This is a genomic window from Ruegeria sp. AD11(2025), from assembly GCF_056542405.1.
This window is the reverse complement of record NZ_JBQFZU010000032.1, coordinates 1-14,597: the sequence shown is the minus strand read 5'-3', so window position 1 is coordinate 14,597 and position 14,597 is coordinate 1. Positions and strand designations below refer to the sequence as shown.

11 protein-coding genes and 3 pseudogenes are annotated in these 14,597 nt (G+C 55.5%); 6 read left to right on the top strand and 8 right to left on the bottom strand.

Annotated elements, in window-relative coordinates; all coding sequences use genetic code 11:
• Positions 1 to 104: 104 nt before the first annotated feature.
• A pseudogene (locus ACR1XY_RS20910) lies at positions 105 to 792 on the bottom strand (IS6 family transposase).
• A gap of 48 nt (positions 793 to 840) precedes the next feature.
• Positions 841 to 1,785 (bottom strand): PDR/VanB family oxidoreductase, encoded by a 945-nt coding sequence (locus ACR1XY_RS20905; protein WP_480596096.1) that lies wholly within the window; start codon positions 1,783 to 1,785, stop codon positions 841 to 843.
• Positions 1,786 to 1,972: 187 nt separating this feature from the next.
• On the opposite strand from ACR1XY_RS20905, the gene ACR1XY_RS20900 reads away from it, so the two are divergent.
• From ACR1XY_RS20900 to ACR1XY_RS20875, 6 genes are all read left to right on the top strand, one after another.
• A complete protein-coding gene (locus ACR1XY_RS20900) occupies positions 1,973 to 2,878 on the top strand; it encodes a LysR substrate-binding domain-containing protein (protein ID WP_480596094.1) in 906 nt (301 codons plus the stop codon).
• Between the two features lie 102 nt (positions 2,879 to 2,980).
• Positions 2,981 to 4,138 (top strand): aromatic ring-hydroxylating oxygenase subunit alpha, encoded by a 1,158-nt coding sequence (locus ACR1XY_RS20895; protein ID WP_480596090.1) that lies wholly within the window; start codon positions 2,981 to 2,983, stop codon positions 4,136 to 4,138.
• On the top strand, positions 4,135 to 5,292 hold the full coding sequence (locus ACR1XY_RS20890) for an aldehyde dehydrogenase family protein (protein WP_480596087.1): 1,158 nt from the start codon (positions 4,135 to 4,137) through the stop codon (positions 5,290 to 5,292). Before ACR1XY_RS20895 ends, ACR1XY_RS20890 begins: the two co-directional genes overlap by 4 nt.
• Positions 5,234 to 5,380 (top strand): hypothetical protein, encoded by a 147-nt coding sequence (locus tag ACR1XY_RS20885; protein WP_480596149.1) that lies wholly within the window; start codon positions 5,234 to 5,236, stop codon positions 5,378 to 5,380. The genes ACR1XY_RS20890 and ACR1XY_RS20885 overlap by 59 nt, the downstream gene beginning before the upstream one ends.
• A complete protein-coding gene (locus ACR1XY_RS20880; protein ID WP_480596082.1) occupies positions 5,362 to 5,601 on the top strand; it encodes a hypothetical protein in 240 nt (79 codons plus the stop codon). Before ACR1XY_RS20885 ends, ACR1XY_RS20880 begins: the two co-directional genes overlap by 19 nt.
• A gap of 165 nt (positions 5,602 to 5,766) precedes the next feature.
• Positions 5,767 to 8,187: a GcvT family protein gene (locus ACR1XY_RS20875; protein WP_480596079.1), complete on the top strand. Its 2,421-nt coding sequence runs from the start codon at positions 5,767 to 5,769 to the stop codon at positions 8,185 to 8,187.
• Positions 8,188 to 8,274: 87 nt separating this feature from the next.
• Here ACR1XY_RS20875 and ACR1XY_RS20870 read toward each other — a convergent pair whose 3' ends face one another.
• The 6 genes and pseudogenes from ACR1XY_RS20870 to ACR1XY_RS20845 all read right to left on the bottom strand — a co-directional run.
• Positions 8,275 to 8,484, bottom strand: coding sequence for a hypothetical protein (locus ACR1XY_RS20870; protein ID WP_480596075.1), 210 nt, complete (start codon positions 8,482 to 8,484; stop codon positions 8,275 to 8,277).
• 19 nt (positions 8,485 to 8,503) lie between these two features.
• A pseudogene (locus tag ACR1XY_RS20865) lies at positions 8,504 to 8,969 on the bottom strand (IS5 family transposase); the annotation flags it as partial.
• A gap of 524 nt (positions 8,970 to 9,493) precedes the next feature.
• Positions 9,494 to 11,422, bottom strand: a complete 1,929-nt coding sequence (locus ACR1XY_RS20860; protein WP_480596071.1) for a lanthionine synthetase LanC family protein — start codon at positions 11,420 to 11,422, stop codon at positions 9,494 to 9,496.
• Between the two features lie 416 nt (positions 11,423 to 11,838).
• Positions 11,839 to 12,960, bottom strand: a complete 1,122-nt coding sequence (locus ACR1XY_RS20855) for an aminoglycoside phosphotransferase family protein (protein WP_480596068.1) — start codon at positions 12,958 to 12,960, stop codon at positions 11,839 to 11,841.
• On the bottom strand, positions 12,930 to 13,457 hold the full coding sequence (locus tag ACR1XY_RS20850; protein WP_480596065.1) for a hypothetical protein: 528 nt from the start codon (positions 13,455 to 13,457) through the stop codon (positions 12,930 to 12,932). The genes ACR1XY_RS20855 and ACR1XY_RS20850 overlap by 31 nt, the downstream gene beginning before the upstream one ends.
• A 536-nt stretch (positions 13,458 to 13,993) precedes the next feature.
• Positions 13,994 to 14,597, bottom strand: a pseudogene (locus ACR1XY_RS20845) (integrase core domain-containing protein); the annotation flags it as partial.

Sequence of the window (14,597 nt, the reverse complement as noted above, 5' to 3'; positions counted from 1 at the left end):
TGGGCAGCGCCAATCAGCCACGACTGTCAGGGAAGCATTGCCAAGTTATTTGGCGGCGGTTGAAAAGTGCCGTAGACGGCGCAGTCAGGTGGTCAACTCGAGGGTTAGCCATTCCAAAGATCGTGGGCACCCGATCCGGCGTGGCGGTACGAGTTGGCGGAAAGGCGATAGCGGCGGGGGCGGAACATGGTGTTCCTCTGGTCGTGAGCGGAATGGTACCTTTGAGCATGTCTCGGAGATTTGAAGCGGTCCATCAGCTTTTTGCGTTTTTGCGCCGGCCGGCGCGATCCTTCAGCCCGAGTGTTTGATCCCGTGTGCGCCGATGGTCGGCGCCCGGACATAGTTCTTTGATCGGCTTGACGTAACTGCGCAGTTTGTCGGTGACGATGACACACGGATCGCCGAACCGGTCGATCAGTCGTTTCAAAAACGTCAGGCGGCTTTCACATTACATTGCCTCTGCACCAGGATATCGAGCACGTTGCCATTGGCATCAACCGCCCACCAGATTCAAAATCTTTCACCGCCCATCGAGATGACAACCTTGTCCAGATGCCACTTGTCAGCAGCCGCAGGCCTGTCGCACCTGATGCAATCGGCGAAACGGCGGCCAACACGGTTGATCCAATGCCGGACACTTTCCCGACTAACGGTCACGCTGCGCTCGGCGAGCAGATCCTCGACTCCAACCGTTCTGAGTGCAAATCGGTGATACGCCCAAACCGCATAGGCGATGATTTCGCGACGAAAACTAAAGCCTTTCAGGCGAGGCATGATCGTCGGTCTCTTCATCCGCATCGGTTAGTCCAGTCTACAGCAGGGAGCAACTTGGCAATGCCGCTACAGCGCCAATACCAGACGGTCGGATTTTGCCCTTGATACACAGGTGCAGAGATAGCTGTTCGTAGACTGCTCCTCAGGGGTCAGAATGTCATCGCGATGATCCACTTCACCTTCAACAACATCGACCATGCACGACCCGCAGAGTCCTTCGGAGCAGCCGAAATCCACATGGACACCGTTGGCTTTGAGTACTTCGAGGATCGTTTCGTCCTGTGACACCGTGTAGACAACCCCAGTGGACTGAACCTCGATCTCAAAACTGTCATTGGGCGCGTGATCGATATCCGAAACGGCAGCGAACCGTTCGAAGTGGATCGCACCACCGCGCAGGGCGGTGCCAGACTCCAACACGGCGTTCAGCATCGGCTCGGGGCCGCAGGTATAGACATCAGCACCCATCGGCATGGATTGCATCACCAGCGCCAGATCGAACGGACCATCGGTATCGTCGCAATGCAGGTGATACCATTCATCCAGACCCAGCGCGCGGAACTGATTGTCCATTGCGGCGTAGTCCCGAGAGCGTACAAGGTAGTAGACCCGAAAATCCTGCCCCCGGTTCAATAATTCGCGCGCCATTGCCACCAGCGGGGTTGCCCCGATCCCGCCAGCGATCAGAGTGACGTGGCGATCATGGCTTTCCAGTGGGAAATGATTGCGAGGACCGCCTACGGCAATCTCGGTACCCTCTTCCATGTCGTGCATGGCCCGCGAGCCGCCGCGACCATCATCCTCGCGTTTTACGGCAACGTTGATCATGCGCCCGTCCTGGCTCCAACTCCATAATGAGTATTGGCGCACCAGATCATCGCTCAGGTGAACATCCACATGGGCGCCGGGCTCAAGGCCAGTGAACCGACCTCCAAGGATTTCGAAGCAGAAATCTGATGTATCCGGGCTCAGTTCAGTTTTTCGGACAAGGCGAGCGACTTGTGTGTTCATCTGGTTTTCCATCACGTGTTTGTCGGTATGCCCTGCAGGTATCCAAACTCGTGTTCGGCGCCTGGTAATTCTGGGCGTGAAAACGGGCCGTGCCAAAGCTGCAGAAAAAAACATAGTTTTCAATTGCAAAATTTCTCATATTCGGTTGAAACGAGCTCAAGCTAAACTTCAACGCAACGTAGCCCCGATGTCACGACGCCATTACAACCTGCCCCCTCTTGCCACGCTGTCCGCCTTTGAAGCGGCGGCACGTCATCTGAGTTTTAAGGACGCTGCAAGCGAGTTATCCGTCACCCCAGGCGCCGTGAGCCATCAGATCAAGGCGCTGGAGACCGACCTGAGCGCGCGTTTGTTCATACGCAAGCATAGAGGTGTTGAACTTACCGAAGATGGCGCGGCTCTCTATGAGGTTCTGGGCACATCTTTCCTCAAGGTGTCAAAGGTTCTGGAACAAGTCCGCAGTGGTGATTCCGAAAACCACGCCACCGTGGGGTCGAGCACCGCAGTTGCCGCTTTGTGGCTATCCCCGTCCGTTATCCGGTTCTGGCAGGAACATCCGCACGTGAAAGTGAATCAGATGGCGCAGGACACGTCCTTTGCCGACCGCCCCGACCTGGATTTCTTTATCCGCTACGGGCAGGATCCAAATTCCTCATTGCCGCACACAAAACTCTATCGCGATACCCTGACACCGGTGTGCAGCCCCGAATTGGCCGCTAAGTTGAAGGGCGCCAGTCTCAGCGACCTGACAGAGCACCGCCTGATCCATCTGGAAACCAGGGACAATACCTGGACCACCTGGCCGGAATGGTTTCACGAACTTGGGTTTACCGGCAACATACCGGCGCAATCGCGGGTCAACAGTTACGCGCTGGCCCTGCAAGTGGCGCGCAAAGGGGCTGGCCTCGCGCTGGGGTGGAAGCGACTGATTCAACCGATGCTCAGCTCGGGAAAGTTAGTGGCGCTTGAGAAGTTCAGTATTCCGGCCCCAAACAATTTCTATCTGGTGGGGCGCGAGGATGAACAACTTCCCGAGGGTGCACTGGCCCTAAAGAACTGGCTGCTAGACGAAGTTCAAGGCGGATCGGTTTAGCCAGCCTCACGTATCGGTTAGGTTTTTTGGTATTGAAGACGGACCTGTTGCGCTGCCAATGGGGAAGAAATCCAAAGCTACAGACACACTCAGGAGTGACCGATGAACAAGCATGCATCGCTTTCGTCCGTTCTAACCCCGGTAAACACAGCCAAGGGACTGCCGAACGAGCACTATATCGACCCCGCCGTTTTTGCCGAAGAACGGGAGTCGGTCTTGTTTGCCAACTGGTCCGGTATCGGTTTTGGCAAGGACATCCCCGAGGCAGGCGACGCGAAACCGGTCGACTTCCTGGGAATGCCCATCCTGATGGTCCGCGACCGCAATGGTGAGATCGGCGTGTTCCAGAACACCTGCCGTCACCGTGGTATGATCTTGGTCGACAAGCCTCAGAAAATCCGAGGCGCAATCCGCTGCCCTTATCACAGCTGGTGCTATGGCCTTAATGGCGAGCTGCGCACAGCGCCCCATGTAGGCGGCCCCGGCCAGAACACCCACGAAGATCTGGATTTTGCTGAACTGGGCCTAATGCGCATTCGGTCATACGTCTGGCGCGACGTAATTTTCGTAAATGTAGACGGTAACGCGCCCGAGTTCGAAGAGGTTCACGGCGAGTTGATGGAGCGCTGGAAAGAGTTCGAACAACCGATGCATCATGGCGGTGCCGGTGCCTCGGTGCATCTGGAACTGGACGCGAATTGGAAACTGGCTGTTGAGAACTTTTGTGAAAGCTACCATCTGCCGTGGGTTCACCCCGGTCTGAACAGCTATTCCCGTCTGGAAGATCACTACAACATCAACGAGTTGGGCAAATACTCTGGTCAGGGCACCTATGTGTATCGCCAGTTCGAAGGTCAGGATGGTGAGAAACTAAACGATTTCCAAGGTCTCAGCGAAAAGTGGAGGGAAGGCGCGGAATACATCGTCGTCTATCCGAACGTCATGCTGGGTGTTCAGCGCGACCACGGCTTTGCCTTTATCCTCGAGCCGGTAACACAGGAAAAGACCATCGAGCATATAGAGCTCTATTATGCTCAGAAACCAGAAGACGCGCCCCAGCACGAGGCACTGCGGGCCAAGAACTCGGCGCTGTGGAACACCGTGTTCCAGGAAGACGTGTTCGTTGTTGAGGGAATGCAAAAGGGCCGTCACGGCGTTCTATTCGACGGTGGCCGCTTCTCTCCTGCCATGGACGGTCCGACCCACTGCTTCCACCACTGGGTGGCGACTCAGGTCGAAAAAGGCCGCGCCGGAGCATGAGCGGCTTTCTGAACGACGGCCTGGCCAGAAACTATCTGGCCGGATCGTGTGTTGAATGCGAAAAGGACGCTGCCATTGCAATTGAATATTCCGGCAATCAGGATCATGTGGCGGGTTTCGCGCAGGCGAGCGAGGACACCCTGGCCCCAACGCTGGAAGCAGCGCGGTATGAATTCTCCGTAGCAACACAGTACTTCGAATACTACGGCGGCGTGACCGAAAAGATCGAAGGCAAATCGATCCCCTTGGGTCCAAACTATACCGACAATACATTTTTCGAACCCTACGGGGTGTCGGCACAGATCGTGCCGTGGAGCTTCCCGGTGTCCATTGCGGGCCGGTCGTCGGCACTATCAAAGGCGGCGGGCAATTCGACCATCACCAAAATTGCCGGAACTGAATCCGATCGGTCTGGCCACGCCGAGCGTGGCACTGGAGCGTGCAGAGGTGCCCGCAGGCACTGTGTCGGACCTAAATGGCATCCGCTGGGAACTGGACAAAAAGCTGGTGGCGAGTTCCCAGGTAGATCAGGTCGTTCTACCGCCGTGGATTCCACGGGTCAGCACATCCAGCGGTCGGCGGCCAATAACGTGATCCCGTCACTGATGGAGCTGGGTGGCAAATCCACCGCTGTCGCCCTGGACGAAGCTAATTTGGGCACGCTGATTTCTAGCCTGCAAAGCGGTATCTATTATAATGCCGGTCTGGTCTGCTCGGCCATGGCCCGGGGGATGGCGCATCGCTCTATCTATGACGTGTCGATCGAGCGCGCCGCAGACCTGGTCAATGGCTTAAGCGTCGGAAATAGCATCCACCGTCCGTCAGGTCGGTGTCCGCTTCGCAGCGGGTGGCGCGCGTCTGAATCGCAACGGCTACATCATGGCTCCAATCAATCTAGCCGAAGTCGACCCCTCCAGCGGAGTGGTGCAAGAAGAGATCCTGGCCCCGTCAGCTGCTTTACCCCCATCGAGACCGAGGCCGAGGCTTTCACCACGGCCAACGGCACCGGGTACGGGCTGGTCGCAGGCATTTTTGCCCGCAATCTGTCGGGTGGCAAGCAAGCTGCGGGCCAGTCAGGTCTTTGTCAAAGATTGTATCGCAGTTGGCATCTCGACCCGGTTCGGGGGTGTGGGCAATTCGGGCTTCGGGCGTGAAAAAGGGCTTGAGGCACTTTATAACTACGTCCGCACCAAAAACATTGCGATTTCACTGAAAGGCAGACCATGGATCTGGACGAGCTAGATATACAATTGCTGCGGGCACATGCGGACTATGATGTGCCCGCGCTGATCCACCTGTACCAAGAAGCGGCAAATCAAGCTGAGCTGCGGCAGGACCACGATGCGGCCTGTTTCTACCTGACCCATGCCTTCGTCTTTGCGCTTGAATACGGCGCTCCCGAGGCGGATGAATTGAATCAAAAACTCGTTGCACGCGGTCGTGCGCATCGTCTGGAGTTTTGAGAAGGTCGCAGCGTCGTGCACCCGCACTCTGACGAATTGCTTTCGTTTTGATTTCCCCGATCCATGAGTTTAACCAACCTCACCCCACCTTGAATTTTGTGGACATTGCCGATGACGCCCGGATCGTGAAAGAAACCCACGACACAAAACGCGCGAGATAACAAAATGCGAACAGAAGCTCAGGCCGTGGTCATCGGTGGCGGTGTAATCGGGTGCTCAATTCTATATCACTTGACCAAGTTGGGGTGGTCGGATGTGGTTCTGCTTGAACGGGATGAGTTGACCTCAGGCTCAACCTGGCACGCGGCGGCGAACATCCACGGGCTGCATGACAGCACCAATATCAGCCGTATCCAGCATTATACGATGAACCTGTATAAGGCGCTGGAGGAAGAGACAGGTCAAAGCTGCGGCGTGTTCCAGCCCGGCTCACTGTACCTGGCCCAGACCGAAGAGCGTGAGCATCAGCTGAAGCTGCAGGCGGCCAAGGCCAAGCTTTATGGCATGAACTTCTATGAGATCAGCATCGAAGAGGCGCAGCGCCTGAACCCACTGGTCAATTACGATGGCATTCGTTGCGTGATGTTCGAACCCGATGGCGGCAATGTCGACCCGTCGGGCGTGACCAACGCCTATGCCGTCGGCGCGCGCCAGCGTGGTGCCGAAATTCACCGCTTTACCCCTGTCACCGCAACCGAACAGCAGGACGACGGCCTCTGGATCGTCAAAACCCCCAAAGGCGACATCAAAACACCGTGGGTGGTGAACGCTGCTGGCCTGTGGGGCCGTGAAGTTGCGAAACTTGCCGGGATCGATCTGCCGCTGCAGCCGACCGAGCACCAGTACTTCGTGACCGAAGCGATGTCGGACGTTCAGGCCCACGGCACCCGCCTGCCCTCGGTCTCGGATCGCGATGGTGAATACTATCTGCGTCAGGAAGGCAACGGCCTGCTGGTCGGTGCTTATGAGAAGGACATGAAGTTTTGGGCCGAGGACGGAACGCCGCTGGACTTTGCCCATGACCTGTTCCCCGACGATCTGGAGCGCATCGAAAAAAATATGATGAATGCCATCGAGCGCCTACCCACTGTGGGAAAGGCCGGGATCAAGCGAGTTATCAACGGCCCGATGATTTGGTCACCAGATTCCAATGTTCTGATGGGACCGGTCCCTGAAGTTGACGGCTATTTCTGCTGTAACGGCATCATCCCAGGCTTCTCACAGTCCGGTGGCATGGGTCTGATGGCAGCGCAGTGGATCATCGAGGGCGAAACCGAATACGACATGTTCGCCTGGGACATGGCGCGGTTTGACCGCTGGGCCACAAAAGAATTCACCAAGGCCAAAGTACAGGATCAATACGCACACCGCTTTGCCATCCATTTTCCGAACGAAGAGCGCAGCGCAGGCCGTCCGGCCCGTGTGCGCCCGATCTACGAGACCCAAAAAGCGATGGGTGCCGTCTTTGGGCAGAACGTCGGCTGGGAACATCCGCTGTGGTTTGCAGACAATCCCGGCATTGTGGACACCAACGGCTTTACCCGTCAGAACTGGTGGGGACCTGTGGGCGAGGAATGCAGGATGCTGCGCGACCGCGCCGGCATCATCGATATCTCGAACTTTGCCAAATATAGCTGCAAGGGCCCGGGTGCCGCAGACTGGCTGAACGCCGTCTTCGCCAACAACATGCCCAGGGCGGTGGGTCGTTCCTGCTTGACCCCGCTGATCTCGAAACGTGGTGGTATCGCAGGTGACTTCACCGTCACCCGCTTGGCCGAGGATGAGTTCTGGATCATCGGCTCGGGCATGGCCGAACGCTATCACAAGCGGTTCTTCAAACAGGTTCCTCTGCCCGAAGGCACAACTTTCGAAAGCATGACCGAAGCCATGTGCGGGTTCAACGTCGCCGGTCCCAAATCGCGCAAAATCCTGCAACAGCTGACCGACGCATCGCTGGCAACCGAGGATTTCCCGTTCATGCGCTCGGCCATGATCGAACTGGCGGGTGTTGAGGTTCTGGCGCTGCGCGTGTCCTTCACCGGCGATCTGGGGTGGGAACTGCACTGCCCGACCGAAAACCAGGCGCGCCTGTATGATGCGCTGATCGAGGCGGGCAAAGAGTTCGGAGCGGGCCCCGTCGGCAGCCGCGCGCTGATGTCTATGCGCGTGGAAAAGGGCTATGGTTCGTGGAGCCGCGAATACAGTCCGGAATACTGGCCACACGAAGTCGGCTTGGACCGTTTGTGCAAGTTCGACAAGGATTTTCTGAATAAAGACGCCGCGCAGAAGGTTCTGGAAAACTTGGCGCGTGAACAATTGGTTCTTTTGCGTCTGGACGAGGCCGGCGTGACCGCCTCCAACGCCGATGCAACCGGTGGCGAGCCAATCTTCAAGGACGGCGAAGGCATAGGGCGTGTGACCTCTGGCACATATGGCTATACTGTCGGCATGTCGCTGGCCTTGGGGTTCGTCAAAAATGCTCAGCCAGGAGATGAGGTTGTGGTCATGGTACTCGGGCGCCCACACAAGGCGGTTATCCTGCACGAGCCGCCCTTTGATGCAGCGGGTAAAGTGCTGCGGGGCTAACCCAATCCTAATGAAGAACGCACCAGCCGGATCGGCTGGCGCGTTTTATTAGTACGTAGAGCCTTTTTCTGAGGCGCGATTGAACGCCTAATCCAGCTCGTCTACCACGCTATCGACATCTTCCGTCGACAGGCGCATCCGTCGCACCATACGCAAGCGGCATTGACAGGCATCCGATTTCGATAGGATGATCGCGCTTTCACGCGTGGCCGCGAAAATGGCAGCGTTGCTCTGCGGGTCTGGCTTTGTGATCTTGCGGTCCGTGACCACTTCAAAGGCCAGCATCCGATCGAGCACAGCGGATAGCCGTTTCTGATGCCCTGGCCCCAGCACAATCGCCAACTTGGCCGGCGGAGATGAAGAACCGAATTGGGCGGCCAACGCTGTCGGTAATGGCGTGAAGCTTTGCGTTCATTCCACCCTTGGTCCTACCGATCAGACTGCCACGCATCACCTTTTTCGACCGCAGACTTGAGGCAGTGCGGTGCACTTTGAGGTATGTTGCGTCGATCATGATCGTCTTGTGATCCGTATCTTCAGCAGCCAATCCTTCCATGATCCGAGCGAACACACCCATGTTGCTCCACCGCTTCCATCGGTTGTACAGCGTCTTTGGCGGTCCATATTCGCGAGGTGCTTCGGACACCGCAACCCATTGCGGTTTATGAAGATAATCCCGCTCAAAGCACGCTGGTCGTTAACCCTTGGCTTGCATGGCTCTTCGGAAAGTAAGGCTGAAGACGCCACATTTGTTCGTCAGTCAGACAGAATAGATGGCTCAGTGCACACCCCTGAAATTCAGGGCGTGACTCACGCAGTCGAGATCACGGCAACCATTTTAATGGGTCCACATCCTAGTTTCCATTTTTTAGCGGCTAATGATGGATGGTAGGTTTCAGAAAGAGGAGTACGGCACGGGGTTTTAAGAAGAGCATATTAACTTCGAAAATAGTAAAATTTCAAAACTTGGACTAATCATTGGGTTTCTCTAACCCAATCTCTTTGACACATTCGGCCAAAAATGTTCATCGACTAGAAACTGTTTGATATTGCCTGCTTGTCAAATCCTAATTGGGAGAAGGTGGTGCCTTGCCTCTCAGGAAGCCGTTTCGCGTGTGCAGTCACTCCAAAGGCTGAAGGGCGTGACGGTATGATTTGGCGTAGAAACGATGCAAAAGAATGCTGCGTCAGAAATATCTGCAATTGCACAAATACGCTTTGTGCGACAACCGTGAGATCAACATTCTCGGTTTTTTTCAAGCGCACTGAATGTGCCGGTCCGGGGAAGTTGCATCGCAGCGCCTGCTCACTCAGCCAAAGGCAGCTCAGGGCCGACCACAAATATCGGATGCTTGGTATTGAATCGGCCGAGGCCCAAAATATCAGGCACGGTGTGCGTCATTCGACGAAGCGCAAAAACGCCGATTCCGGTCAATCCTAGCATTAATCCAGGACCCATAGAGGTAATGCCGTTAGTAGGCTTCCCTTTCTCCGCAGCGTCCAAGTGCTTTGACAAGACTAGATGAGTACGACGCAAGATGTCGTCACTCTCCGGCAGTACTATTCCCAATCTTGCTGACAGCGACATCAAGATATCAACGTTACCGCAAATGCCATGACACAATGAAGTATCCGCCTGCGTTCCTCGCGCAAGCATTTCCAAGACTGAAACGCGGATCGTTTCAAACGCCGCAGCAGCGTGCTTGCCGTAGATGGCATTGCCCGTTATCTCCTGCGCCTCGACACGAGCGAGCGCAATTCCGGGTGCTCCGTGGCACCAAAAACACGAAAAGGCGTGGGGAACACCCGTTGGCGAACGACGACGGGAAATCCCCCGATAATCCGGCCAGTTGAGCTTAGCCCGGTCAAAGTGGGCTTGCTCAAAACGGAGCGCGTCGATGCCTGCCTTTCTAAATTCATCGATTCCCGTCGCTGCGAACACTCTTAAAAGCGCCAGAGCTATTCCGGAGGAACCGTGCGACAGGCCGGTCAGTGGTAACTCCTCCGGGTCGGCCTTCGATGTCCAGAACAGTCCATCGCGGCCGGCCTGCGCCTGTGAGATCAAGTGCCGACCAAAATTGGTCGCGCCTGCCAGCAGAGTTGGACGGGAACCCAGCGCTGCAACGGACAACAAACCTATAATCGTTCCCGCGACGCCGGACATCACATCAGCTTCGCCGCCTTCGACGGGAATGTGTGCAAGTTCTTCCGCCAGTTGGACTGCGTGCTTGCGCAGGTGCTGTTCCTCAAGCAAGGTGCCGATGCGCAGACAGGCCAATATGATCCCGGCAAACCCCGAAAACAGGCCAAGACGTTCAGTTCCCTCTATGGAATTGATCCGGGCAAGCGTCTGGTGCGAAGCCGCGCGCGCTGTATCAGCGGCCAATTTATCCCCAGAAAGTGCGGCAAACTCCGATAGAAACCACGCTATGCCCGAGGTCCCTGAATAGAGATTGGGTCCAAGGGTGCGCAGTACCCGACCCTTTCCATCACTACCATGCATCGATGAGTTGGCAGCTTCGTATCCTGTCCAAGTACAGCGTTCCCCGTGGCAATGCTTGGTTGCAGTGAGCATTGCGGAAACGCGCTCGGCCAACAGCATCCAGTCGGCACAGCCCGGCGATCGGGCTCCATTGGTACGAGACCGAGTGAGTGGGCTCGACTCGACCAGCCAACCGGGGTTCGGCACACCCGGTGAATCAGCGCCCAAATAGGGGTTGCTAAGCCTCAATCCAGCATCGTCGAACCGCGAAACGATCTTGTCCAAACGGCCGGACTTGCTCGTGATACCGGCCTCATGTGCGGTCACCAATGCTTCGGCTATCAACTTGCAACGGTGAAGGCCGAAACTCTCGCCTCCACCGGGATCCTCTGCCAGCGATACGCCTCGACCGATGGCTAATGTCATTGCGGGTACCGGCCCGTAAAGATGTGGCATCAAATCCAAGTAAACCGAAGTCAGACGGTCGATTGCATCCGCAGCTGTTGCACTCTCAAGATACAGAACGGCACTATCGCATCGGTCATACCCTTCTGCGTTGTTTGCAACCTTTAACTGGAACGCGATACCGGCATCATTGAGTATACCAGTTACGCCAGCCATCAGAGCAGCGGCACCCGACTGCGCAACATTCCAGTAGCAACGCAGCAATTTAGTGCCCTCCCTCGGTTCAAGATCACCTGAAGCCAAGTAGAACCCCGGCGAAATGCCGAAATACTCTTTCGGGAACAACACTCGGGTCTCTTCGCTGTCGCCATTCGACCTGCATGACGATGCTGGCGCCCATATCGACAGCCCATTTCGCCTGACAAGACTTAGGTCATCTGTTTGGCGCTCTGTTTGCCACCCCCCTCGCCAGCAGCCGATTCCTTGATTGGCCTGCGACAGACTCTTTACGAATTCGGTCAATCCAACGTCCAAGCTGCCGCCATGCCTTGTCGATGTTGGCGCTGCATGACCACGTATATAGAAATCTGAGTAGAGGCGGTGCTGGACCGAACTGACCAAAAACGATCTGAGAGTGTCCGCCCCCACTGTCTCTCGGAGGTGCTTGGGTAAACCAGGAGATCGACGCCCGAACCAACTGTACCTGTAGTTCGCGTTGATCCGAAGCGCCGCAAGCAAGTCGTTGAGCTGCTGTCGATGAAGGCTCATGCGACTACACTTTGGTCAACTTGCAGATTTAGGATGTGGACGGCTGCTTCCTCCGGACGTTCGAGCATGTTTTGCGAAAGCTGCAGAAAGCAAATGATGTTCGAACTGATTTGCGACTGACCTTGGAGCTGCTCGTAGGCGAACTGAACCAGGATTGCTGCTGCATAGCGTACGATTTTTATCCGCGCTGCCGAAGCATCGACGATCCAGCGGCGACTTCGGTGCAAATACGCCGCACAAAAGGCTGACATGGATGGCTGCAGCGCCTCCAGTGGAAAACGCGCGCTGGCAAGCAGTTCTTCTGTTGGCGCCTCTCCGGCAACCGGAATGGAGTTGAGCCAAAAACGCAGGTGCTCGGCAACTATAGATGCGACATCCCAAAAGGGATCGCCGGCCTGGAACGTCTCCCAGTCGATCATTCTTAGCTGATGGGCTGAGCCAGACTCATTCTTCAGGACTATGAAGTTGTCCCATTTCAGATCGCCGTGGATCGGGCTATCTGCGCGCCATGACGACAACATTTCGCGAAAGCTGTCCGCAAAAACATCGTATTGTTGCAGGATAGTAAGAAGCTCGAGGTTTGCGGAGCAAATTTGCGAGTACATATCCAGCCGCGGCTGTGTCAGAGAAAACACCCAAGGCGGATCCGTTCGATCACTTTCCGGCACAGTAGATGCATGCAGGTCCGCCAGAACTGACGCGACAAACCGTGCGATCCAGAGTGGGAAACGACGGCGCCTGGAAGTTTGAAATGCGGCGAGTGATTCTGCATCTTCGAAGAATTCCAATACCAGAATATCGTTGAACTCATCGTAGAAATGGCAATTGGGCACCTTATCAGAAACTCGGGTTTTGCCGCCGCCTGCGCCAAGCCAGTCGTAGAAGCGCGCCTCGGCCATGACTGTACTGAACCTATCCATTCGCTTGCCCTGCTTCAGGAAAAAGCCCCGCCCGGTTCCGAGAGAAAGGGCGAAATTCGAGTTGCGTCGTGATATGTCCAACACTGCCAGATCGTCATGGACGATCTGCTCATTTGTCAAAATCCCTCTTTCGAGAAGGTAAGGGATCACGCATTCCGGAGATAGCACTAGCAGCAGGCCGACAAGTTCGTTGGGCACAGGCCTTGGCTATTGTTTGGATTCGGGCATGCATTGTCGGTAGCCGTCGAAACGATCACAATAATCGTATTTGTTATAGTAATCGTAAGAATGGTTATTATGATTGTGGGATGGATGGCCGTGCCACCATCTCCTCCGATGGTGAAGCTCGACGCCACTCGTCCCATATGATCACGAGAAATCTGACCGCTGAGAAAGCCGGTCTGCGCTTGGGACGGAGTGAGCCGAGTGTGCGGCAGTTTGGCCTCGCTCTTCACCCAGAGGATACTCCCGCCAAGAGGCGCGATACGCTCGTCGATCTTTTTGCTTAGAATTATGTCATCTTCGTTGATTTCAAGGTAAGAGGTAAAAGTTGGATCCTGATACAACCTCCAGTTCCGACCCTTTATTCCCTTTCCTAGCCAGCCTGCAACCATTCGCGTTCCAGGCACATTCTCTGGATCAGAAATGACGAGTTTTGTGATTTCGTCCACGTCAATTTTTTTTGGGGCAGCCATAACAATTTTCCTTCGCGTCTCCAGTTCAAATACTTAGAAAAGTGAAAACCTAAGCCTAAGGTTCTCCAGAAAATCAAATCACGATCCCCTTCACTGAAACTCGACGGGGATCCATTAATCATAGCACAAATCAGGTCACAACGGCTTCATAGCGCCGACGCCCGGCGGAAACGCGCCGATAGAGAACACCGTCCAGGGACATCGATCTCAAATCAGATTACCGCGTCGCCGAAGAAATCCATGAGGCTATCCGGTATTGTTGGAACCGATTTGGTTCGAGGCTCGTAACAAAAACTCTAGTGAGAAGGGCTGATCCACAGCAGGATTTCAAGCAACGAGACATCGCCTTCGTCATACCCAACGGAAGTTGTTTGCCGGGTTCTTCCGTTGAGATCTAAGCCGCGTTGGTCCATTTCTGTGCGCGATCTGTGAGATTGTCCAGCCTCCTATTTTGCTGTCGCAGCGAATGGCGGATTGACGGGCCACACTACAGTGATCAGAGTGAGCGGCCTCATCTGACTGGTCCAAGTTGGAAGTTAGTGCATGGTTGGCCTGTGATCCATCGGTGTGATGGTTTCGGCGGCTGGTGGGCGATAACCCAGTAAACTTTGTGGGCGTTTTGTATTTTAGAGTCTCCTACATTGTTCGATCAGGATTTGAGCCTCGCTTGGGCTGTGGAAGACCTCACCGTTGAGCAGCTCGTCCCTGAAGCTGCCATTGACGCTTTCGCCGTATCCGTTCTCCCACGGGCTTCCAGGTTCAACGTAAGTTGTCTTGGCGCCAACGGCGGCGATCCAGTCTGGGACAGCCTGGGCGACAAATTCCGGCCCATTGTCAGATCGGATAAACTGGGTGCGCCGCGAAGTATGAACAGGTCTGTCAGGACGTCGATCACGTCGGTTGAGTTCAGCTTCTGTTTCGCCCTGATCGCCAAGCATTCCCGACTGTGTTCATCAAGGATGTTCAGGGGATGGAAGGCTTTGCCTTCATTGGTTCGGCAATGGACGAAATCGTAGCTTCAGACATGGTTGCGATGCCCTGGACGAAGCCGGATACACGATCCGTCATTTAGGTGAGCCTGCGAACGCCGACCTTTCCTCGGTTGTTTCATTGCACTTTCAGCCCCTCTCGGCAGCGCAG